Annotated in this window: 22 protein-coding genes and 2 pseudogenes; 8 read left to right on the forward strand and 16 right to left on the reverse strand. The window is 43.9% G+C overall.

Annotated elements, in window-relative coordinates; genetic code table 11:
- The 3 genes and pseudogenes from BM049_RS11855 to BM049_RS09040 form a co-directional block, all read left to right on the forward strand.
- Window positions 1-258, forward strand: a pseudogene (locus tag BM049_RS11855) (ISLre2-like element ISAot1 family transposase); the annotation flags it as partial.
- 297 nt (window positions 259-555) lie between these two features.
- Window positions 556-3,189 carry a cation-translocating P-type ATPase gene (locus BM049_RS09035; protein WP_091530785.1) on the forward strand — a complete coding sequence of 878 codons (2,634 nt, stop codon included), beginning with the start codon at window positions 556-558 and terminating at the stop codon, window positions 3,187-3,189.
- 172 nt (window positions 3,190-3,361) lie between these two features.
- On the forward strand, window positions 3,362-3,886 hold the full coding sequence (locus BM049_RS09040) for a 3'-5' exonuclease (RefSeq protein WP_091530788.1): 525 nt from the start codon (window positions 3,362-3,364) through the stop codon (window positions 3,884-3,886).
- A gap of 38 nt (window positions 3,887-3,924) precedes the next feature.
- Here BM049_RS09040 and BM049_RS09045 read toward each other — a convergent pair whose 3' ends face one another.
- From BM049_RS09045 to BM049_RS09055, 3 genes are all read right to left on the reverse strand, one after another.
- Complete coding sequence (locus tag BM049_RS09045; protein ID WP_091530791.1) at window positions 3,925-4,443, reverse strand: GNAT family N-acetyltransferase; 519 nt, start codon at window positions 4,441-4,443, stop codon at window positions 3,925-3,927.
- On the reverse strand, window positions 4,436-4,894 hold the full coding sequence (tsaE, locus tag BM049_RS09050) for a tRNA (adenosine(37)-N6)-threonylcarbamoyltransferase complex ATPase subunit type 1 TsaE (RefSeq protein WP_091530793.1): 459 nt from the start codon (window positions 4,892-4,894) through the stop codon (window positions 4,436-4,438). The genes BM049_RS09045 and tsaE overlap by 8 nt, the downstream gene beginning before the upstream one ends.
- A 304-nt stretch (window positions 4,895-5,198) precedes the next feature.
- A complete protein-coding gene (locus BM049_RS09055) occupies window positions 5,199-5,663 on the reverse strand; it encodes a Dps family protein (protein ID WP_091530796.1) in 465 nt (154 codons plus the stop codon).
- A gap of 136 nt (window positions 5,664-5,799) precedes the next feature.
- Here BM049_RS09055 and BM049_RS09060 point away from each other — a divergent pair, with 136 nt between their 5' ends.
- Both BM049_RS09060 and BM049_RS09065 read left to right on the forward strand, forming a co-directional pair.
- Window positions 5,800-6,438, forward strand: coding sequence for an MBL fold metallo-hydrolase (locus BM049_RS09060; RefSeq protein ID WP_091530798.1), 639 nt, complete (start codon window positions 5,800-5,802; stop codon window positions 6,436-6,438).
- A 1-nt stretch (window position 6,439) separates the two neighbouring features.
- Complete coding sequence (locus tag BM049_RS09065; RefSeq protein ID WP_091530801.1) at window positions 6,440-7,408, forward strand: asparaginase; 969 nt, start codon at window positions 6,440-6,442, stop codon at window positions 7,406-7,408.
- A gap of 51 nt (window positions 7,409-7,459) precedes the next feature.
- On the opposite strand, the gene BM049_RS09070 is transcribed toward BM049_RS09065, so the two are convergent.
- The 4 genes and pseudogenes from BM049_RS09070 to BM049_RS09085 form a co-directional block, all read right to left on the reverse strand.
- The gene (locus BM049_RS09070; RefSeq protein WP_091530802.1) at window positions 7,460-8,860 is read right to left on the reverse strand and encodes a glycoside hydrolase family 32 protein; all 1,401 of its coding nucleotides are present in this window, start codon (window positions 8,858-8,860) and stop codon (window positions 7,460-7,462) included.
- Between the two features lie 51 nt (window positions 8,861-8,911).
- Window positions 8,912-10,291 (reverse strand): annotated as a pseudogene (locus BM049_RS09075) (sucrose-specific PTS transporter subunit IIBC); the annotation flags it as partial.
- Window positions 10,292-10,380: 89 nt separating this feature from the next.
- On the reverse strand, window positions 10,381-11,412 hold the full coding sequence (locus tag BM049_RS09080; RefSeq protein WP_245751912.1) for a LacI family DNA-binding transcriptional regulator: 1,032 nt from the start codon (window positions 11,410-11,412) through the stop codon (window positions 10,381-10,383).
- Window positions 11,345-12,118, reverse strand: coding sequence for an acyl-[acyl-carrier-protein] thioesterase (locus BM049_RS09085; protein WP_091530809.1), 774 nt, complete (start codon window positions 12,116-12,118; stop codon window positions 11,345-11,347). The genes BM049_RS09080 and BM049_RS09085 overlap by 68 nt, the downstream gene beginning before the upstream one ends.
- Window positions 12,119-12,452: 334 nt before the next feature.
- Here BM049_RS09085 and BM049_RS09090 point away from each other — a divergent pair, with 334 nt between their 5' ends.
- Together BM049_RS09090 and BM049_RS09095 are read left to right on the forward strand one after the other, a co-directional pair.
- Complete coding sequence (locus BM049_RS09090; RefSeq protein ID WP_091530811.1) at window positions 12,453-13,985, forward strand: AbgT family transporter; 1,533 nt, start codon at window positions 12,453-12,455, stop codon at window positions 13,983-13,985.
- Between the two features lie 89 nt (window positions 13,986-14,074).
- Entirely contained in the window at window positions 14,075-14,356 is a 282-nt protein-coding gene (locus tag BM049_RS09095) for a hypothetical protein (RefSeq protein WP_091530814.1), read from the forward strand.
- A gap of 102 nt (window positions 14,357-14,458) precedes the next feature.
- On the opposite strand, the gene BM049_RS09100 is transcribed toward BM049_RS09095, so the two are convergent.
- Both BM049_RS09100 and BM049_RS09105 read right to left on the reverse strand, forming a co-directional pair.
- Window positions 14,459-14,935 carry a hypothetical protein gene (locus tag BM049_RS09100; protein ID WP_091530817.1) on the reverse strand — a complete coding sequence of 159 codons (477 nt, stop codon included), beginning with the start codon at window positions 14,933-14,935 and terminating at the stop codon, window positions 14,459-14,461.
- Between the two features lie 11 nt (window positions 14,936-14,946).
- Window positions 14,947-16,284 (reverse strand): C1 family peptidase, encoded by a 1,338-nt coding sequence (locus tag BM049_RS09105; protein ID WP_091530818.1) that lies wholly within the window; start codon window positions 16,282-16,284, stop codon window positions 14,947-14,949.
- A gap of 199 nt (window positions 16,285-16,483) precedes the next feature.
- On the opposite strand from BM049_RS09105, the gene alr reads away from it, so the two are divergent.
- Window positions 16,484-17,653: an alanine racemase gene (gene alr, locus BM049_RS09110; RefSeq protein ID WP_091530821.1), complete on the forward strand. Its 1,170-nt coding sequence runs from the start codon at window positions 16,484-16,486 to the stop codon at window positions 17,651-17,653.
- 70 nt (window positions 17,654-17,723) lie between these two features.
- Here alr and BM049_RS11860 read toward each other — a convergent pair whose 3' ends face one another.
- The 7 genes from BM049_RS11860 to BM049_RS09130 all read right to left on the reverse strand — a co-directional run bounded on the left by BM049_RS11860 (window position 17,724) and on the right by BM049_RS09130 (window position 21,434).
- Window positions 17,724-17,891: a hypothetical protein gene (locus BM049_RS11860; RefSeq protein ID WP_177188664.1), complete on the reverse strand. Its 168-nt coding sequence runs from the start codon at window positions 17,889-17,891 to the stop codon at window positions 17,724-17,726.
- Between the two features lie 36 nt (window positions 17,892-17,927).
- On the reverse strand, window positions 17,928-18,095 hold the full coding sequence (locus BM049_RS11865; protein ID WP_177188665.1) for a hypothetical protein: 168 nt from the start codon (window positions 18,093-18,095) through the stop codon (window positions 17,928-17,930).
- A gap of 31 nt (window positions 18,096-18,126) precedes the next feature.
- A complete protein-coding gene (locus BM049_RS09115) occupies window positions 18,127-18,336 on the reverse strand; it encodes a hypothetical protein (protein ID WP_091530824.1) in 210 nt (69 codons plus the stop codon).
- A gap of 69 nt (window positions 18,337-18,405) precedes the next feature.
- Window positions 18,406-18,567, reverse strand: a complete 162-nt coding sequence (locus BM049_RS11870; RefSeq protein ID WP_177188666.1) for a hypothetical protein — start codon at window positions 18,565-18,567, stop codon at window positions 18,406-18,408.
- A gap of 324 nt (window positions 18,568-18,891) precedes the next feature.
- Complete coding sequence (locus BM049_RS09120) at window positions 18,892-19,752, reverse strand: 3D domain-containing protein (protein ID WP_091530825.1); 861 nt, start codon at window positions 19,750-19,752, stop codon at window positions 18,892-18,894.
- A 267-nt stretch (window positions 19,753-20,019) separates the two neighbouring features.
- Window positions 20,020-20,784 carry an ABC transporter permease gene (locus BM049_RS09125; protein WP_091530828.1) on the reverse strand — a complete coding sequence of 255 codons (765 nt, stop codon included), beginning with the start codon at window positions 20,782-20,784 and terminating at the stop codon, window positions 20,020-20,022.
- A complete protein-coding gene (locus BM049_RS09130; RefSeq protein WP_091530830.1) occupies window positions 20,784-21,434 on the reverse strand; it encodes an ABC transporter ATP-binding protein in 651 nt (216 codons plus the stop codon). The genes BM049_RS09125 and BM049_RS09130 overlap by 1 nt, the downstream gene beginning before the upstream one ends.
- Window positions 21,435-21,497 lie beyond the last annotated feature (63 nt).

Below are 21,497 nucleotides of genomic sequence, written 5' to 3' on the forward strand. Positions count from 1 at the left end.
CAGGGACGTAGTTGGACAAAATCAGGTGTAGCTAATGTCGTAGCATTACTAACAGCAGAGCAAAACAGTCTTCTGGAAAAAGCTTTGACCACAAAAGTTGATTCTATCGTTGAACCGTTAGGTGAAGATCTTAAGGGAGCAGTCCGTCAGGCTTTGAAAAAGCCTCGTTCAACCACACACACTGTTCAAACTGGGAAAATATCCAACTTTGGCCCTGTGAGTAGCTTCATTGGGAAATTAGGCCAGGCATTTTCCTAAAAATATTAACACAACATAATTTCTGTTAATTCTACTAGTTAAAGGTTACCGAGAAAAACTTGACGCATACCCTGTAAACTTGTGACTTGCTTTTTAACATAGACTTATCTATAATTAATTTGAAATTTAAATAATATATATGCGGGAGTAACTTGCAGAGCCAATCTGTTACAGCGCCACCATTCGCAGACTGATTATCTGCTGGTGCTGTATTAAATAGTGAGACGTATACGGAACAGCCATCACTTATTCCGTATGCGTCTTTTTTACTTACTTCAACATAGAAAGGATAAATCAATGAATTATTATCAGGAAACGAAAGACAAGGTACTTGAATCCACCGGTACGTCACGGGAAGGTCTCAGCCAGTCGGAAGCAGAGAAACGTCTGGAGGAAAATGGCTACAACGAGATCAGCCGTAAAGAGAAAAAATCGATCTTCTCCATGTTCATCGAATCGTTCAAGGATCCAATGGTCATCGTCTTATTGATCGTCGCTATTGTGCAAGTGGCTATTGGCGAATGGATCGAATCACTGATCATTTTTGTCGTGCTGATCTTGAACGCGATTTTAAGTGTGGTGCAGACCAAAAAAGCAGAAGATTCACTTGAATCGCTGGAGAAAATGTCTGCCCCGACGGCAAATGTTTATCGTGACGGCAATCCGAAGCAGATCGAAGCGAGAAACTTGGCTATAGGAGACATCGTCATCCTTGAGGCTGGCGATAATATCCCTGCCGATGGTCGACTGATCGAAGCGGAGTCTCTGCAGGTCGAAGAAGGCGCATTGACTGGTGAATCCATGCCTTCCGAGAAAACGATCGAGCCGCTGGAAGAGGACACCCCTCTTGCAGACCGCATCAATATGGTCTACAGCAGTACGATGGTTACTGCCGGACGTGGCGTCATGGTCGTCACATCAACAGGTGAAGAAACAGAAATGGGGAAAGTTGCCGAGCTCGTACAAAGTGCATCGGCCAAACAAACCCCTCTGCAGAGAAGACTGGCAGATTTCAGTAAAAAATTGGGTGTCGCGATCCTTCTTTTATCTATCCTTATTTTTGGTATTCAGGCGGCACGTATATTCCTGGGAGACACGCAGGACGTCACGGTCCCTCTGCTTAACGCCTTTATGTTCGCTGCCGCTGTTGCTGTTGCTGCTATTCCAGAAGCCCTGCAGTCTATCGTAACGATCGTCTTATCCGTCGGGACGAATAAAATGGCGAAACAGCATGCGATCATCAGACAGCTGCCGGCTGTTGAGACACTCGGTTCAACGAGCGTCATCTGTACAGATAAGACAGGGACCTTGACTCAGAACAAAATGACTGTCGTTGATGAGTATATCCCTAACGGTGAATCGCATCTCTTTTCCGGTGACAGCAACACTTGGTCAGAATCCGAGAAAATCCTGATGCAGATCGCTGTACTGGCAAACGATTCAACGATCAATGAAAAGGATGAGTCAAGCGGCGACCCGACAGAAGTTGCCCTGATCGCTTACAGTAACAAGCAGAATCTGCCTTACGGTTCAGTCAGAGATGAATACCCAAGGCTAGCCGAACTGCCATTTGATTCAAGCCGTAAACGCATGTCGACCGTCCATGAAGTCGACGGTGAAAAACGCCTGCTGACTAAGGGTGGACCGGATGTTTTGTTCGAACTCTGCTCACGGATCAAGCTTAATGGCGAGGTCGTTGACCTTACTGAAGAACGTTTAGAAGAATTGAAACAGAAAAATGAAGAATTTTCTGACCAGGCGATGCGTGTTCTTGCCTTTGCCTATAAGCCGATCGATTCGGCTGAAGTCAGTATCGAAGATGAAGATGATCTGATTTTCATTGGTCTTCTGGCTATGATCGACCCGCCGCGCGAAGCAGTCTATCATGCGGTCCAAGATGCTGCCAATGCCGGCGTACGAACAGTCATGATCACAGGTGACCATAAAACAACGGCCCGAGCTATCGGTCGTGATTTGAATATCTTCAAAGAAGGTGACCTGGCTTATACCGGACAGGAATTGGACGACTTATCCGAAGAAGAACTGATGGATCAGTTGGAAGATATCACCGTTTATGCCCGTGTGACGCCTGAAAATAAAATCCGGATCGTTACGGCGTGGGAGAACAAAAACCAGATCACAGCGATGACCGGTGACGGTGTCAATGACGCTCCTGCTTTGAAACAGGCCGATATCGGTATCGCCATGGGCAGCGGAACAGATGTGGCTAAAGATGCCTCTGCTATGATCTTGACGGATGACAACTTTGTATCGATCGTTAAAGCTATTTCAGTTGGTCGAACTATTTACAGTAACATCAAGAAGTCTATTGCCTATCTGTTCTCAGGCAACTTGGGTGCGGTCATCGCGATCATCTTTGCTCTGATCGTGAACTGGGTCAGCCCGTTCACTGCCCTGCAGCTGCTCTTTATCAATCTGGTCAATGACTCGCTGCCAGCTATTGCACTGGGACTTGAGCCTGCAGAACCGAACGTGATGGAAGAGAAACCGCGAGACCCTGACGAGTCTATTTTCTCAGGCAACACCTTCAGGATCGTTGCTTTCCGTGGCGCGCTGATTGCTATTGCGGTTGTTATTTCTCAGTATATCGGACTTCAGACTTCTGATGAAATGAGTGTCGCCATGGCCTTTACGACACTGATTCTTTCACGTACGCTGCAGGTATTCCCGGCTCGATCCAATGTTGAAACGAGTATCGGTGCGGGATTCTTCAGCAACAAGTTTGTGATCCTTGCCTTTGCCGTCTGTCTGGGGCTTTACGGTATCACCCTGCTGCCGGCTGTCAGAAGTATTTTCTATATCCCTGCCGCCTTCGGTTTGACAGAATGGGCTATTGCAGCCGGACTGGCTTTTTCTACAACGATCATTATGGAATTGAGAAAAATCGTCCTGCCGTATAAACTGGACTGATTTGTCTCTCATGCATGCGTGTATCCTGTAAATGGATGCGCGCATGTTTTTTGTTTCTGAATGCAACAAAAGTTTGTCATTTTCTTATTCAGCCTTTGTTCGTATTGAAAGTTCAGGCAATCATGCTATACTGTAAAGACTAAACAAGGATGACTTTAAAAGAGGGGAATATATGAACTTTACAGCTATAGATTTTGAAACAGCCAACCGCCAGACCCACAGTGCCTGTTCCGTTGCATTGACTATTGTCAGAGACAGCAAAATCGTTGACGAATATTACACGCTGATTCAGCCGGAAACATGGTTTGACCGCATGAACATCCGTATCCACGGCATCCAGGAATCTGACGTCTTTGATGCACCCAAGTTTCCTGATGTCTGGAACGACATGAAACAGTTTTTCACACCTGATCAGCTGGTCGTGGCTCACAACATGCCTTTTGACAAACGGATCTTAACGGGTACGCTGAAATACTACGGTGTTGAACCACCTCAGTTCAAAACATTATGTACGGTCCAGTCTTCTCGTGCCTTGCTGCGGGAGCTGCCGAATCACAAACTTAATACAGTTGCCGATTATTATGGCATCCCTTTAAATCATCACCATGCCCTTGATGATGCGAGAGCAAGTGCTACCATATTGATCAATCAGGAAAAAGAATTTGGTCCTTTATCACTGGACCGTTTTATAAAGTAAAAGAAGTCAGGCCGAAAAATGGCCTGACTTCTTTTACTTTATATCAACTTACTCATGAGACAGACATTCAGCAACTGTCCTTCATCTTTGACACCACGCTCAATGATCGCTTCAAGCTTGAATCCGAGTTTCTCATAAATGTGCCGTGCCCGGGTATTCCGTTCCTGGACCTGCAGCTGAAGTCGACTCAATACGGGAGAAGCGTCGGCCCAGAGCAGGAGTTCCTCCATCATTAATGTTCCCAAGCCATAACCCCAGTATGCTTTATCAATAACGATACCTATGTCGCCGATGTGTTCGATCTTTGGCTTGTCTGAACCGTGTATGGAAGCTATACCGATGACTTTATCATCCACCAGAGCAACAAATACACTATTGTTCAAAGAATTGTAGATTGAAGCCAGCTGCTTGGCTTCCTCCTCCACACTGATCCCGACACCTTCTGGTCCTTGTGTCATAAAACCAGTCTGAGTCGCCGTTTCATTCAGCAGTTTCAGTACCTGTTCCGCATCACCCGGAATGGCTTCACGTACAATACAATCGATGGCTTCACTCATCCTCTAATCGCTCCATTATCTTCTGATATTTTTCTCCCTGTGCTGTAATGATCAGTTCACGTTTTTCTGAATCAGGCAGGACACTGATCTGGATCATCAGGTATTCGTCGGGCAGTTCGTCCTGCATATATGATCCCCACTCAACGATGGTCACCCCGTCACCGTAGAAGTATTCCTCCAGTCCCAGATCCTCGTCTTCGGCATCTTCAAGGCGGTACAAGTCCATATGGTATAACGGTAAAGTCCCGTCCGTGTATTCCTTGATCAATGTATACGTCGGACTTTTGATGATCCTCTGTATCCCCAGTCCTTCAGCGATACCCTTTGTGAAGGTCGTCTTTCCCGCTCCCAGCTGACCTTCCAGTAGAATAGTCATGCCAGGTTCTAAACTGCCGGCAATTCTTTCAGCCATTTTTTTTGTTTCCTGCTCGTTTGTTGTGATTATTTTCATCGTAACCCTTCTTTACTCTTAGCTAATCATAATCCTATCATATTCCTTAAGAAAAACAACCTTTTATAAAAATGATCGCTTGCCGGGATTCTCTACATTCATCAGCTAGCCAGGCAGGATCATTTTAATGACTTATTGTGCCCTTCGTCTGCTCTACTCTATGCTTAGCACATTCCATTCATCTGTTTTATAATCGGGCTGATCACTATACACGAACCTCTCTAATATGATAGGCTGATTCATTCTTCTCTAACAAAAAAAGAGAGCCGTATGGATACCGGCTCCCCATTTCAATCTTTATGTTTTATTTACCTAAGGCATTTCTGCCTGTATAAGCCCACAGCATCCAAATCACCTTATCGATATAGGTTTTCTGTGCGATCAGCATATCGACGGTAACATCATCGTTATTTTCGTCAACTAAATCGATGCCTTTAGCCAGTTCATCCCTAAGCTTTTCAAAGTCCTTGATGACAGCTTTAACAAAAGGTTCTTCAGGGATATATTTGTTATCAAGCGATTCTTCAATGGCTGAATGATCGATAAATTCCTGAAGTGTTGAATAAGGCTCCCCACCGAGCTGCAGGAGTCTTTCAGCAGTGTCATCCATGTGTACTGTTATTTCATCATAATAATCTTCAAGCTTGACATGAAGATCGAAGAAATGATGCCCTCTGATGTACCAGTGCGCCTGATGAAGCTTGATATAAAACAGACCTTGGGTAGCGACAAGATTATTTAAACATTCTTTTACTTCGTTTGTTGACATACAGATTCCTCCTATTAATTTTTTTCCTTCTATGCATAGACTAAGCCAAATCCTTCACATACTCAACTATTATGCTTGCATCGACAGAAGATAACTATTTGGTTATACTAAATAAAGAACAAAGGAGGTCATTTTCATGATTCAAGTCAAACAAATCGAAACAGGACTCATTCAGGAGAACTGTTATATCATCTATAAAGGTTCAGATGCCCTGATCATCGATCCGGGTGACGAAACCAGTAAAATAAAAAACGAACTGGAAAGGCTGGGGGTCACGCCTCTGGCTGTTTTATTGACACATACTCACTATGATCATATTGGCGCCCTGGAGGATGTGCGTGTCGATTATGAGATCCCGGTCTACGTCAGTCCAAAAGAACAGGAGTGGCTGGGTGATCCACAACTGAATCTTTCTATATATGGTACCCACAAAATCACTGCCCGTCCTGCAGAGTTTACGTTTGAACCGTTAGAATCCGTTACGATCGGCCCATTTCGCTTCAAAGTCGTCGAGACGCCGGGCCACTCACCTGGTGGGGTCAGTTTCATTTTTGAAGAAGGCGAGTGTGTTTTTTCAGGTGATGCCTTGTTTAAAGGGAGTGTTGGCCGGACCGATCTACCCGGCAGTGAACCTGAAAAACTTATTCCCGCTGTTGAAAAAAATCTTTTAACTCTACCGGATGACTATACGGTGTATCCAGGTCACCTCAAGTCAACAACTGTCGCGTATGAAAAACGGACCAACCCTTATTTCAGAAAGAGAAAGGAGAACTAGAATGAAACGCATTTTGCTTTTGCATACAGGCGGGACGATATCCATGAGTACGGATCAGCGTACGGGTGCTGTTAAACCAAGCGATGAACACCCGCTTCATAAATACAGTCATTTATTTGAGGAAAACATAGAGATCCTTGAAGAAGACCTATTCCAGCTCCCCTCTCCTCACGTCACGCTGCAGCATATGCTGGATATCCAGAAACGACTGGCCGAAGCGATCGCAGAAGACCGCATCGATGGTGCCGTGATCACGCATGGCACCGATACGCTGGAAGAAACCGCCTATTTTCTGGATTTGACTCTAGATGCCCCGTTCCCTATCGTTTTGACGGGGGCCATGCGTCCAACTGATGAAATCGGTTCGGATGGTGTAAGCAACCTTCAAAATGCCATCTGGACAGCTCTCTCCCCTGACTCAAATGACAAAGGGGTTCTTGTCGTCATGAATGAGGAAATCCACACAGCCCGTTACGTGACTAAAACGCATACGACGAATGTCGCTACGTTCAGAACACCGACATTCGGTCCCATAGGCATCGTATCTAAACACGAAGTCCGCTTTTTCCAGAAACTGGTCTTTGACGAAAAATATCCTATCCAGAATATTACAAAGAAAGTTTATTTACTGAAAGCTTATGCAGATATGGACAGCACTTTATTGGATGCTCTTGCCTCAACCCAGATCGACGGTCTGGTGATCGAAGCCTTGGGCGCCGGTAACATGCCGCCAAAAACTCTGCCCGGCATTAAAAGGCTGCTGAATCAGGATGTCGATATCGTAGTAACTTCCCGGGCCTTCAATGGTATTGCTCAGGATATTTATGCTTACAAGGGCGGCGGCAAACATCTGAAAGAACTCGGTGCGATTTTCGCCCCGGGATTGACTGGTATAAAAGCACGGATCAAATTACAGGTCATCCTCGAACAGGAAGATTCCGCCGAACTGATCAAGACACGTTTCAATTAATGACAAGAAAAACAAAGCAGCTCTCCTTATTCAAAAGGGAGCTGCTTTAGTCTATGCGAATAGTATCGCTTTTTTCAGTTCATGCACAGTTAGTTGACTGACATATTCTTTCCAGTCATCATTCTGCCATTCCCAGAAATCAGTTCTTTGTTCATTGAAATATCGCAGAGAGAACACTTCACGTCCGGCGTTTACATAGAGTTCCATAGCAGAATCTTCTAAAAACAACCGCAGTGACGTCAAAGGTTCATCCAGATACACGCTTCTGGTTTCCCTTTTGGAAGTCAGCCAGTTTGTCCGTTCGACGGTCAGCTTGTTTTCAGCCGCTTCGTAACTTACTGCCACTTCATCCCGTAACGTCCAGGCAAACGAGGCTGGTTCTTCTGTCCAGACACATTCGATCTCCTGTTCCGGCGTGTTAAAGCGTATCTTATCTATTTGAGAAATGTATTCCAGTATCTCAGATGACTTAAGGCGCAGCATTTTCACTTCCTCCACCGGCTGCTGGACAAGCTTGTTGCTGATCAGCTTTATTTCTCTTGGCAGCGATAAATGGTGGATCCAGCCATCTTTTATCGTCGGCACTGCGGCTTCTTCTTCAGGCGGCATGGTGCCCATCCATCCGAAGACAATCGTTCTGTTTTGATTATCTGTGAAAGACTGAGGGGCATAAAATTCAAACCCTCTATCCATCTCAATAAACTCATCGTTATCGGGAAGGAAAACGCCCTCCTGAAAATGTCCGAGCATATACCCAGTCTGGAAGATATTCTGGTACAAGACACCCTCGGGTTCGAGACCCTGTGGGGAGAAAACAAAGATATCTTTATTCTCGAGTTTCAGTACATCCGGACATTCCCACATGTAACCGAAATCAGGTAATGCATCCATGATTTCCCCCTCGAAGGTCCAGTTCAAAATATCAGTAGAGCGGTAAACCAAGGCTGTACCTTTTAAATCTTCCCTCTGCGCTCCCAGGACCATCCAGTAGGTTTCACCTTCCTTCCATATCTTAGGATCTCTCAGATGAGCCGTGTACATTTTCGGGTGTTCAAAAAGCGGTCCTTTTTTCTCGAAACGAACGCCGTCTTCTGAAACAGCCAGACACTGATAGCTTTCGCGGTCCCCGTCAGCATTTCTCACATTTCCCGTATAGAAGAGGTAGAGTTTACCGTCTTTTTCGAAAGCACTCCCTGAATAACAGCCATTTTTATCGAACCAGTCCGTCGGTTCCAGAGCCGGTTCCAGGAAGTCCCAATTGATAAGATCATCTGAAACAGCATGCCCCCATGTTTTATTTTCATGTGTGGTCCCTTCCGGATTCCACTGAAAGAAAACATGATACTGGTTTCTATAATATATCAGACCATTCGGATCATTGATCAACCCGTGAGGTGCACGCAGATGATAGTAAACCGTGTACGTATCATCTGTTCGTTCTTTTTCTAACATAATGTCCCTCCTGAGTTTTTAGGCATTTGAACCTTCGATATCCTCTCTCATTTTGTCTGAGTAACCAAAGAAGTAAGTGAGGGCGAACGCCACACCAATTGAAAGCAGGTTCGCTAGAATATACCAGATGAGCTGATCATTCAGGTAAAGAAGCGTGCCCGGGATAACGGTGACGGCCATTCCTGTCGCTTCAAGACTCAATATGTCAGCCATGAAGCCACCCGCAGCTCCGCCTACCAAACCGAATAAGAAGGGTTTGATATAACGCAGGTTCACACCGAAAATAGCAGGTTCTGTGATTCCCAAGAAAGCGGATAGTGCAGATGGAAAGGCAAGAGCTTTCAGTTTTTTGGATTTTGTTTTCATGGCTACAGCAAGTGTTGCGCCACCTTGTGCGGCAATCCCCATCGTAATGATTCCGTTAAAAGGGTTGACATCGGTGTTTGCAAGTAGCTGGATTTCAAGGAAATTGAAGATATGGTGGACACCCGTGATCACGAGGATCTGGTGTGTTCCCCCAATGAGGATCCCTGCCAGACCAAATGGAAGTCCCAGGATCCAGACGACGAGGTCCAGTATCACTTCTTCCAGAGAATGGAAAACTGGTCCGATAATAAAGAGTGCAAGGACACTCATGACCAATAAGGTTCCGAATGGTGAAACAAGTAAATCCAATGTTTCAGGCACGACTTTTCTAAACCATTTCTCAACTTTTGCTCCGATATAACCGGCAATGAACGCGGGTAAAACTGTCCCCTGATAGCCAACGACTGGAATGAAGCCGAGCATATAGATCGGTGATGCATCCCCGCCTGCAACGGCGTAGGCATTTGGAAGTGCCGGATTCACGAGCATCAGTCCTAATACGATACCAATGACCGGAGATCCGCCGAACACTCTAAATGCTGACCAGGCGACTAATGCCGGCAGGAAGGCAAAGGCTGTATCCGTCAATACTTGAGTATATAACAGGAAATTGGCGCTGATATCCGCTGGTGCCAGCCCAAAGACTTCAAGGATCTGGTCCTGAGTCAGTAAGCCTCTAAGCCCCATAAATAACCCGGTTGCTACGAGGACTGGAATGATCGGCACGAAAACATCCCCGAACGTACGGATCGCACGCTGGAAAGTATTTCCCTGCTTTTTCGCTTCATCTTTCATTTCACTTTTAGACGTTCCTGACACGCCGAGTCCGATCACTTCATTATAGATTTTGTTGACGGTACCGGTTCCAAAAATGATCTGATACTGACCGGAATTATAGAAAACACCTTTGACTTTTTCGATGTTTTCAACCTCTGATTCCTCCACTTGTTCTTTGTCCTTTACCATTATGCGCAAACGTGTCGCACAGTGAGCTACTGAATCGATGTTGTCTTTACCACCAATTGCATCGACGACTTGTTGAGCGATTTCTTTGTTTTCCGCCATTTTTTATCCCTCCATTATTATGGTTCCACTCTTATTGGAACCGGTTCTGTTTCAGTATAAATGAATTCGCTTTCTTTGTAAAGCTTTTTTTAAATCGATTGAGTCGTTTCTTTTATGATCAGTTCATTAGACAAAGTTTGGGTCTGAGGCACTGTCTCTTTTAAGATCATTTTTTCTATCGTAGCAATCGCCATATCACCGATAGTATAATAGGGATACTTGATCGTGGTCAGCGCAGGGGTCATGAATGAAAGAAGATTATATCCTCCATATCCTGCTACGGAAACATCTTCCGGGACTGAGAGACCGAGTTCAGCTGCTGCTTTTAATACTGCCAGTGCAATCGTGTCTGTGGCACCAATGACAAAGCTTGCTTCTAAACCCTGCAATTCTTTAATCGCTGTTTTATAAGCTTCCCGCATGGTAAAAGATGTCTCAACAGCTTGGATGACCGTATCAGTTGCTTTATTTATCTCGTCCATAAAGCCGTTATACCGATCTTGCCCGACTGCCTTATCTTCTTTTGATACCGTGAAGTATAAGAATTCCTTGTGTCCCAGCTCCAGTGCATGGCGGGCAATTTTTTTTCCGGCCCCATAATCATCGTGGACTATGGATGGGATATTATCTGTCTGTTGCCCTAACACAAGAAACGGCAGCTTGATATCATTGATGGCTATTTGGTGCTCAGCGGTTATTTCTTTCGCAAGAAAAATGATACCGTCCACTTTCTGTTTGGCCAGCGTATAGATATCTTCTATTTCCCGTTCTTTCTCCTGGTTGGCATTCGTAATGATCAGCTGGTACCCTTTTTCGTGTGCGCTGGAGTCGATACCGGAGAGCACTTCGTTGGTTGAGGGCGAATCCAGACGCGGGATGATGACCCCGATCATATTTGTTTTCTGTGCTTTCAGGCTTCTGGCAAAGGTGTTCGGCTTATACCCTCGCTTCTTAACGATCTCATCTATTTTCTGTTTGGTTCGAGGGCTTACTGAGCCGTTGTTCAAATAACGCGAAACAGTACTTTTAGCTACACCTGCTTCTTTTGCAATATCATTGATCGTTACCATCATCCAACTCCATTCTCGATTGTTCCGTCCATTTGAAAGTCGCTGAAGCATGTCCCGTTTCTCCAACGCAAATACGATGATTCGTATACAGCTGACCCCCGGCAGGCTTATTGACTATACTTGTTACCTCGTCCCCTTCTTTCACTTCTTTATCAAAAGTGATAATGCCATGCTTAAGACCGTGCGTAGATAAAAATGCAGGGGGCAAAACGTCTAACAGCCATTCGATATACTTTGAATTATTCACATGCTGATTGGTATCGATATCGAAATAACGCACAAAATAATGCTGCTCACTTGCACACGTTAGATTGATTTCATTCGGTTTTACGTTCCGCTGGATGCGTTTCGAGAAAGTCGCTCCGTAAGGTTCAACGATCTCACTGTTGATTTTAGTCATTTTTCTTGTATCGTTTTTCATCAGCGCAAAGGTCGCCTTTGCCTTTATCAGCTGCTCTTTATTATTGCCGCGCACAACAAACTCACGATATGTAAACAGCTTATTATATTCAGTAGCGCAGGTTTCAACTTCGATTTCTTCATTATATTTCGGCATACGACTGATGCTGAACTCATATCTGAGAATGATCCAGCTGATCCCGCGTTCTCTCAAAAATGATTCTTCTCTGCCTAAACCAGCTGAATGGTTCTCCGAGACCTCCATCAGCAGATTAACAAGCATGGATAGGGTCAGCTGTTGATTACGGTCACACATATAATAAGGGATAACCTGATTTTGTTTATAAGAATGGCTCACATTCACTTCTCCTCTTTTTTTATTCTTTTAAATTATAAAAGGAACAGACTGTTTTTACAATTTTTTAACCGATTTTTATTTCAGTCTATCTCTGATTATTGAATACTTTTGCTTAATATGAACTGTCCGGAGAAGTATCTGTTAAAAAAATATGACGTTTTAAAAATAATTAGTTATATTATGTTGAAATTATGATGTGTTTTGTATTAGAATAGAGTCTGTGATACAATGAAAAGTGGACCTAAATTTTAATCTTACTTATGATTCCCTCATTTATATGATTTGTAAGATTAGAACTTAGTTCCATTAAAAATATTTAAGGAGGAAAATAATTATGAGTGATTCTGAAAAGAACACGAATAAAGGGTTTCTAGGTTTTATCGAACGTGTAGGTAATGCTTTACCTCATCCAGTTATTATATTTATTATATTAGCTCTCGCTATCATCGTGGTATCCGAGTTGGCTGCCCGTTTTGGAGCGCCAGTAGAATACTTCAATGCAAGTGAAGGTGATTTCGTCAGTGTCGAAGCTGTATCGCTAATGACGGGGGATGGGATTGCCCACATCTTCAACAGTGCTGTTGACAACTTCACAGGATTCGCACCCTTAGGTACAGTACTTGTCGCTATGCTTGGTGTCGGTGTTGCTGAATGGTCAGGATTGATTTCCAGCGCACTTAAAAAATTATTGAGAAACGTTCCGACGGGGCTTTTAACTGCATCCGTGGTTTTTGCGGGTATTATTTCTAATATCGCATCTGATGCCGGGTACGTTGTGGTTATTCCTTTGGGAGCTATTATCTTTGCAGGAGCTGGTCGTCATCCGATCGCCGGTCTTGCCGCAGCATTTGCCGGGGTCTCTGCCGGGTTCTCCGCTAACCTGATCTTCGGTCCTACCGATGCCTTGCTCGTTGGTATTACAAATGAAGCACTGACTTCTGGTGGTATTGAATACGACGTTGCGGTTACTGCGAACTGGTACTTCATGATCGTTTCTACCTTTGTACTGACTGTTGTAGGTGCTTTAGTCACTGAAAAAGTAGTCGAACCTCGACTCGGTGAATACAATGGCAGCTACAAGCCAAACGACGAACCTATTACAGACCTCGAAAACAAAGGGATGAGAAATGCACTGATCGCCCTGCTTGTCTTCCTTGCTATCATGGCTTTTCTCATGGTTCCGGCAAACGGTGCTTTACGAGCACTTAATGATGAAGGAGTCATGACACTTGATAACTTCTTGAGAAACGGTTTACTCTTCATGATCCTATTGCTGTTCGCTGTTCCCGGTTATTTCTACGGAAAAACAACAGGTAAGATCGAAACCTCTCATGACTTAGTTAAAGGTATGTCAGAATCGATGGCTTCCATGGGCGGCTATTTAGTCTTAGCCTTCTTCGCGGCACAATTTATCAACTACTTTTCATATACTAACTTAGGTTTGATCCTAGCTGTAAACGGAGCTGAATTTTTAGAAGCGATTGGATTTGTCGGTTTACCACTGATCCTTGCATTCATCCTCGTTACTGCCTTCATCAACCTGTTTATCGGATCGGCTTCAGCTAAATGGGCCATCATGGCTCCAGTCTTTGCGCCAATGTTATTCGAAGTCAACATTGCTCCTGAAATGACATTGATGGCTTACCGTATTGCTGACTCATCAACAAACATCATTTCACCATTGATGAGCTACTTTGCCATGATCCTTGTCTTTGCACAGCGTTACGATGAAGAAAGCGGTCTGGGAACGATCATTTCAACAATGCTTTCATACAGTATTGCTTTCCTGATCACCTGGACGCTGCTATTGATCGTATGGTATGTCTTAGGTTTACCATTAGGTCCTGGTGCTCAAATTATAGTATAATATATTCAAGATCAAAGACATGTTCTCTTAAATGGAACATGTCTTTTTTTACCAAAGTGATCAGCTTGATATATTAAAGGAGGATCTTCATGTCCCCTAAAGTTAAGCGACGGACTCTTCAGTTCTTCGGCTTCATCATCGGTCTGGTATTCGGCTATTTCCGCCCTTCTCAAATGCAGAATTTACTGCCTGTTCTGGCCATTGGGGTGGGTATCGGTTATTTCATCTATTCCTCCAGTCTATCCAAGGAAGATGATAACGTAAAAGAGACCGCCTGGTTTCCTCTCGTTCAGATGGTTATGTACTTTCTCATAGGGGGTGTGTTAAGCTCTTCTATACTCTTAGCCCTAGAGATGAGAATAATGCAGTAGATATGTGGATACCAGGTATAAAAAGACTGGGCCCCGGGGCCCAGTCTTTTTATGTTCATGAATTTTTTCATCATACTGCGAAATTACAAAGCTTACAGGGCCTTAAGGTATCGAATGGATGGACGCACTCACTCTTCTTTCTTGCTGGGTACGTCCTTTGCGCCGCTCATTCGGCGTACTCGCACTTCTTTCTTGCTGGGTATGTCCTTTGCGCCATTCATTCGACGCACTCACTCTTCTTTCTTGCTGGGTACGTCCTTTGGGCTCCTCATTCGGCGTACTCACTCTTCTTTCTCGCTGGGTACGTCCTTTGCGCCGTTCATTCAGCGTACTCACTCTTCTTTCTCGCTGGGTACGTCCTTTGCGCCATTCATTCGGCGTACTCACTCTTCTTTCTCGCTGGGTACGTCCTTTGCGCCGTTCATTCAGCGTACTCACTCTTCTTTCTCGCTGGGTACGTCCTTTGCGCCATTCATTCGGCGTACTCACTCTTCTTTCTCGGTGGGTACGTCCTTTTGGCTGCATATTAAGCGTACTGATATTCCAAGACCAGTTAGATACATCTATTCCGATGCACATAAGACATTACTCTATTGAACCATTGCCAGAGCGCCCATCGGGTCCCATGGCTCCAGCTCCACGACGGGTTCTTGCAGAGCATTCAGCCACTTATCATCGATATATTTTCGTTTGACGGCTACTTGATAATTGTATTCGTCGAACCATTTGTCTGTCATCGAATAGACACCTTTGTCGCCGTTCTTATCACCCCAACTGTTTTCCACTTTCCACTTAACGGGATTGCCTTCATCATCCAAATCGACGCCCACAAAAACCATCGCATGCGTCAATAAGCTCTCACCATAATCAAGGCGCTGAGCTTTAGTCAATTCTACAGGTTCTCCCAGTGTAGCTTTATAATCATACGCTTTGTCGTCCATGATTCCCGCTTCACGATCGAGCATTTTGCCGACATCGCAGCCAAACCACACCGGTTCTCCATCTTTGATGGATTTGACTGCAGCTTTTTTCAACGCCTCAACAGGCGCATTCACGTATCGGATCGGCTGAGCTTCTTTGATCGTTCCCAGATATTTCACTGTATAGGCTTTACCAAATGGCTTGTCCTCTGTCGGTGCATTGATCAGACTGATACGTTCCTCCAGATCCCAGGCGACATACTTCTGGAAGAATTCCTGTGGTGTAATATCACTGATACGATGAAACTGTTCATCTTTATCCCGGTACTCATACGTGAATGATTCCGGTACCTCTCCCAGTGTCTTAACCAGCAAGGCATAAACAAAATAGAGATAATCTTCTTTCTGATCGATCAGCTCTTCTTTCTGTTTACCTTCTTTGTGGCTCTTACGGATCTTCGCGGCAAAGTCTCTCAGTTTGGCTGTAAGAAGCTGATTCAGTTCACGGGTATTTGCCGAGTGATAAGTTTCCGGCATGGCTGACTTGGGCACAGCCCCGTACTTTGCAAGTATCCCAGAAAACATGTCCCATTGTCCGCCGTCTTGGACCGGATCCTTCAGCAGATGTTGAACCAGGCGGGAATTCAACGGTTCATCTACCGTCTCAATCATACTATCCAGGAAGTAATTGGACTTTTCCAGCTTGTCCCAAAACAGGGTATAATTTTGTGAGAATTCAAACGTCTTCACATTCAGTTTTTCCATCGTATCTACGCGGGCGGTGTTCAATGCGGCAAACATCCAGCAGCGGCCGCTTGATTTCTGATTCGTGATGTCACCTTTTTCTGTTTCATGAGAAAACACGAAATTGTGGCGTCGGGTCATATTATTGTCTACTGAGGACTTATTGATCCCTACTTTGGCGATCGCATTCTGAACTGCTTTGTTGGTCGGGTTCCCATTATATTTGTCATAGTATTGCGCTAAAGATTCTCTGGTAATTTTCATTGTGTTTACATCTCCCTTTAATCACTATCCTTAGTTTATAGAAAAACAGGAATGATGACAAGGTGTCATCCCCCTTCCAACACTTGATCCAGGAATAATTTCCCTTCTTTACAGTTAAAGTCTATGAATTTCAAGTCGCTTCTTCATTCTTTACCCTTTTTCATGTTAAAATAAGGTGTAACTGAAAGGAGTACGGATTATGCATTATGGCAGTTATCGCTATACTCGTGCAACGATCGACTTAGATAAACTGACTGAAAATTTTAATCAAATGAAGGACTTATTATCGCCGAAAACCAAATTCATGGGTGTCATTAAAGCTGATGCCTATGGTCACGGTGCTGTCGAGGTGGGTAGACATCTGGAAGATAAGGACATCGATTTTCTCGCTGTGGCCGTTTTAGACGAAGCCATGGAACTGAGAGATGCTGGTATAAAAAGTCCCCTTCTACTTTTGAGTCCTATTGAACCGGATACGATCCCGACAGCCATTGAGCATGATATATCCATTACTGTTTTTTCTGATGAAGTCGCCGAAAAAGTCAGACTATCTGCAGAAAATCTGCAGAAAAAGGCCAAGGTCCATTTGAAAGTGGATTCTGGCATGGCACGGATCGGTGTCCGTTCACGTGAAGAAGCAGTGAGATTGAGCCAGTCAATGGCTTCTGAATGGGTAGATTTCGAAGGCATTTTCACTCACTTTGCTGAAGCCGAGAATACAGAGGATCCAACCTATACCAAACATCAATTTGATTTTTTCATGGACATCGTCAATTACCTGAAGGAACAGGATATACATTTTGACCTGACCCACTGCAGTAATACTGCAGCAGCTCTTTTGTACCCTGAATATCATCTGGATATGATCCGTACAGGAATTTCTTTATTCGGTTATCATCCGGATAAGTCTCTTGAAGATAAAATCGATCTTCAGCCGGTAATGAAACTATCTACTCATGCAGCTTATATAAAACAGGTCGATGAAGGAACGACCATCGGGTATGGGCGGACCTATACAGCTGCAGAAGAAAAAACTATAGCCACGATCCTGCTCGGATATGCCGATGGTATCCCCCGGGAATTATCCAACCGCTGGTATTTGACCACCGATGAGCACCAGGCTCCCATTGTGGGGCGTATATGTATGGACCAGTTAATGGTTGATGTGAGTAATATCCCGGACTTCAATGAAGAAACTGAACTGATATTTATAGGTGATCCCAGTGACGGTCATCCCAGCATATATAAAATGGCTGAGCTGACTGACAGTTTCCATTATGAAATTCTTTGCGGTATCGGTAAAAGGATCCCCCGGGTTTACTTGAAAAATGAATCCATTGAAGCAAAACATAATTCACTATTGGATTGATTATATAAAAGGCACGCACCTTCAAGCAATAGGTGCGTGCCTTCATTTATATATTGAGATCCATTGTTTGTTATTCGTTCATGTCTTCCTCTGGATTCTCATCCAGTTCCGGAGCAATAGGATCTGAGGGTTCCTCCACATCTGGCAACTCTTCGTTCACATCTTCGATCTCTTCGCATCCGACTAAGAACATGCCGCCAGTCAGTGTAAGAACCAGCACTTTTTTCAGTTTTTCCATTAGAATCTCCGTTCCTTACAACTTTTGATCAGAAACTCATTCAGCATCGTCTTCCATATCGTCGCCTAAATCATCGTTCATCAAATCGTCTTCTGTTTCTTCTACATCAGGTAAATCATTCTCAATATCATCTGCTTCTCCGCATCCGACTAAGAACATGCCGCCAGTCAGTGTAAGAATCAGCAGTTTTGTCAGTTTTTTCATTTTGATCATTCCTTTAGGATGAATCAGCCTGTTAATCTGTTTCTTCGTCTATCTCTTCGTTCACTCCACCTTCTATATCTTCTTCAGTATCCTCTAATCCTTCTTCTACATCATCTAGTCCTTCTTCAATATCCTGTTCTGTTTCTTCTACATCTGGCAATTCTTCGTCAACTTCTCCACAGCCGACCATCAGCATACCGCCGGTCATTGTCAACGCGAGTAATTTTATCAGTTTTTTCATCATACATTCTCCTCTCAAATATTGTTTAATACTTATTGTTTCCCTCTTTATCGTCTCCGGAGCCATCCGCTATTCCTCATCCGTACCATTATCCAACTCTTCTTCGACTTCCGGATCGGCCGGTTCTTCTATGCCGGGAAACTCTTCGTTCATATCTTCTTCCTCACTACATGCACTCAGAACTACCCCAGACATCATGATGACAGTCAGAACCGTGGTCAGTTTCTTCATAGCATCTCTCCTTCGGTGTTCTTCCTACTCATAATCTATCAAATAAAAATTAATAATCAAAGTCATAACACTTCTATCACATTTATTGATCTATTCATTTTTGATATGACAGAGTAAACTTTAGCGGGCGGAAGAAAGAACAGATGAGAAAGTGTTCTATATCTATTCTTGCCCTAACATGAATGGATTTTATATAAAAAGATAACGCTCTAACACTATGATGTCTTATATATGAAGACTATTATAAATGTTACAAATTTATTATTTTAAAAAAGCAAGTACAGAGTCATCACTCTGTACTTGCTGGAAGTATCGATTATTCTATTAGTCTAAGATTTTGATATCGATTTGACGACGTCCAAAGGCCCATGCGGCATCCAGATCTTCCATATGAACATCGATGCGGTTGCCTTTGATGGCACCCCCAGTATCGCCGGCAATATATTCGCCATATCCTGGCACAAATACTTTAGTCCCCAGCGGGATGACATTAGGATCCACTGCGATAACGCGAGAATTCTCTCTTAAGTCGATCCCCATGAACGTAAAGTTGCTTAAGTTGGCCTGATTACGCGAATAGGCAGTTGCTTCAACTGACATCCATCGTCCAGACTCTTCCTGAGCTGCTGCATCGTTTGAAGAAGTTGATGCTGCTTTCTCAGCTGCTGCTTTCTCGGCTGCTGCTTTCTCGGCTGCTGCTTTTTCGGCTGCCGCTTTTTCAGCCGCCGCTTGATTACCTTTTTCTTCTTGTTTCTCTTGTTTCACTTCTTCTACTTCTTCAGGGGTTTCTGTTTCTTTCACTTCATCTTCGGAAACATCATAACTGACGACTTCTTCTTCATTTTCTACAGAAATGATGGATAGATCATTACTTAAATAAATGGTCGTGCCGACCTGAATCAGGCTGCGGTTGTCGATATCGTTCACTGTTGCCAGTTTATCAACGGAAATATCAGTCGCTTGAGAAACGCCCCATAGGGTATCTCCCCACTGGAATGTGTATTCTAACGTTTCATCTTCACCGTAATCCGCTTTGGATGCATTGATGTCTTCTTCGATTTCCAGCACCGTACGCGGTACCCAGTTAGAATTTGCGCTGGCTTCAGTGTCGTTCGTTAAAAGCATTAATCCGGCTGCAGATAATGTCAAGCCTGCTTTTAGCCATGTGTTTTTTTGAATAGTCATTAATTCATTCCCCTTTTCTTATCATTCGATCAGTAAGGTTATTAGACAATGTTCCCGCTTGTTCGCTAGTTTTTCTCTGAACAACTGACTGTATCTTACCACGCTGAACCGAAAAGAAAAGGGATGTGGGCGCTTTGTCACTTCCTTTTAGTTAGTTTGTATTATTCTTGAACGAATCTAACATAACTGTTGCAGGATAATGATTTACTGTAACACTGTAATATAAAAACCCACTCTACAGGGATAGCAGAGTGAGTCATTATATTTTTATATAATCAGCTGTTTCCTGTTATTGTAGTATTCCCGATAAGCCAGATAACTCGCAATAAAGCTGGCAATGCTTGTGACTGCAACAAGCATGAACATGACGACGATCTGATAGCGAATAGCCTCTGTCGGATCGACACCGGCAAATATCAGACCTGACATCATGCCCGGCAAGCTGACTAGACCGACTGTTTTGGTACTGTCTATGGAGGGGCTCATCCCTGTCTTAACACTTTCTCGAATGATACTCATGGATGCCTGCTTCTCATTTGCTCCTAAGGCAAGCTTCTCAAGCACCTGCTGTCTCTGGTCGGTAAATTTACTGTTCAAAGCGCGGTAAGTCAATCCGATGGCTACCATGGCATTACTGGCGATCATTCCTGTTATCGGGACGATTTGTGAAGGAATCCATTCGATGGCACCGGAAACGATCATGATGCTTAACGTTATTGCCGTACCTATCCCGATCGCTGCCAGTGAAATCAGAAGCGAATTCGAGATCCCTTCACTTCGTTTGTGTGCATTAAAGCCCGCATTGAAGACGATAAACAAGACCATGACTAAAGTGAGAAAAAAGTCATCGATCTCAATCACATACTTTAAAACGTATCCGATGATGAACAACTGGATAACGGCTCTGACTCCGGCAATGAATATGTCATTACTGAGACCCAATTTTTCTTTATATGCGATAAAAATGGCCACCAGCAGTAAACCTGTGGATAAGATAAGTGAGAAATTATTGATTTCCAGATTTGCTCCCATTACTGCTCAGCCACCTTTCCGTCTATGATGTGTATGATACGGTCAGCTTGACTGATCTCCCGCTCATCATGGGTAACGGCCAGAATGGTCATATGATCTTCTGTGTTCAACTCATCTAATATCGTGTAAATAATGCCTTTATTTTCAGCATCCAGTGAACTCGTTACTTCATCAAGCAAGAGCACTTCTGGTTTATACAACAAGTTCCTTACAAGGGCAACCCGCTGTTTTTCTCCACCGGAAAGATCCTTTACCGGTTTCTTTAGATAAGAAGCGTTTAATTTGACGCGTTCCAGCATCTTCACACTCTTTGCTTCATTGAACTCTTCATTGCGTATGTCATATGGGAAAGCTAAGTTGTCTCTCACCGTCTGATCAAAAAGCGTTGCATTCTGGAAAAAGTAGGACACTTTTTTGCGGTAGTCTATCGGGTCGATCTCCGCTATGCTCTCCCCTTCATATTTCACACTTCCTTTTGTCGGGGTCAGCATACTTGCAATGATTTTCAGCAAGGTACTCTTGCCTCCCCCCGAGGGACCCGTGATCGTCACACGCTCCCCTTTTGCAATGGAGAAATCCACGCCACTTAATATTTTCTCACCGCCAGCGTTAAAACTTACATTATTGACCTCTATGATTGTATCTCTCATTAAATTACCCCTCAAATTTTACACTTTATAATAATTATAAACTAAAAAAATTAAATGACAACC

The organism is Alkalibacterium subtropicum (assembly GCF_900112455.1).
GTDB lineage: Bacteria > Bacillota > Bacilli > Lactobacillales > Carnobacteriaceae_A > Alkalibacterium > Alkalibacterium subtropicum.

Coding starts and splice junctions, on each gene's coding strand:
- BM049_RS09035 (WP_091530785.1), top strand. CDS start 556: ATGAATTATTATCAGGAAACGAAAGACAAGGTACTTGAATCCACCGGT.
- BM049_RS09040 (WP_091530788.1), top strand. CDS start 3,362: ATGAACTTTACAGCTATAGATTTTGAAACAGCCAACCGCCAGACCCAC.
- BM049_RS09045 (WP_091530791.1), bottom strand. CDS start 4,443: ATGAGTGAAGCCATCGATTGTATTGTACGTGAAGCCATTCCGGGTGAT.
- tsaE (WP_091530793.1), bottom strand. CDS start 4,894: ATGAAAATAATCACAACAAACGAGCAGGAAACAAAAAAAATGGCTGAA.
- BM049_RS09055 (WP_091530796.1), bottom strand. CDS start 5,663: ATGTCAACAAACGAAGTAAAAGAATGTTTAAATAATCTTGTCGCTACC.
- BM049_RS09060 (WP_091530798.1), top strand. CDS start 5,800: ATGATTCAAGTCAAACAAATCGAAACAGGACTCATTCAGGAGAACTGT.
- BM049_RS09065 (WP_091530801.1), top strand. CDS start 6,440: ATGAAACGCATTTTGCTTTTGCATACAGGCGGGACGATATCCATGAGT.
- BM049_RS09070 (WP_091530802.1), bottom strand. CDS start 8,860: ATGTTAGAAAAAGAACGAACAGATGATACGTACACGGTTTACTATCAT.
- BM049_RS09080 (WP_245751912.1), bottom strand. CDS start 11,412: ATGCTTCAGCGACTTTCAAATGGACGGAACAATCGAGAATGGAGTTGG.
- BM049_RS09090 (WP_091530811.1), top strand. CDS start 12,453: ATGAGTGATTCTGAAAAGAACACGAATAAAGGGTTTCTAGGTTTTATC.
- BM049_RS09095 (WP_091530814.1), top strand. CDS start 14,075: ATGTCCCCTAAAGTTAAGCGACGGACTCTTCAGTTCTTCGGCTTCATC.
- BM049_RS09100 (WP_091530817.1), bottom strand. CDS start 14,935: ATGTGCATCGGAATAGATGTATCTAACTGGTCTTGGAATATCAGTACG.
- BM049_RS09105 (WP_091530818.1), bottom strand. CDS start 16,284: ATGAAAATTACCAGAGAATCTTTAGCGCAATACTATGACAAATATAAT.
- alr (WP_091530821.1), top strand. CDS start 16,484: ATGCATTATGGCAGTTATCGCTATACTCGTGCAACGATCGACTTAGAT.
- BM049_RS11860 (WP_177188664.1), bottom strand. CDS start 17,891: ATGGAAAAACTGAAAAAAGTGCTGGTTCTTACACTGACTGGCGGCATG.
- BM049_RS11865 (WP_177188665.1), bottom strand. CDS start 18,095: ATGAAAAAACTGACAAAACTGCTGATTCTTACACTGACTGGCGGCATG.
- BM049_RS09115 (WP_091530824.1), bottom strand. CDS start 18,336: ATGAAAAAACTGATAAAATTACTCGCGTTGACAATGACCGGCGGTATG.
- BM049_RS11870 (WP_177188666.1), bottom strand. CDS start 18,567: ATGAAGAAACTGACCACGGTTCTGACTGTCATCATGATGTCTGGGGTA.
- BM049_RS09120 (WP_091530825.1), bottom strand. CDS start 19,752: ATGACTATTCAAAAAAACACATGGCTAAAAGCAGGCTTGACATTATCT.
- BM049_RS09125 (WP_091530828.1), bottom strand. CDS start 20,784: ATGGGAGCAAATCTGGAAATCAATAATTTCTCACTTATCTTATCCACA.
- BM049_RS09130 (WP_091530830.1), bottom strand. CDS start 21,434: ATGAGAGATACAATCATAGAGGTCAATAATGTAAGTTTTAACGCTGGC.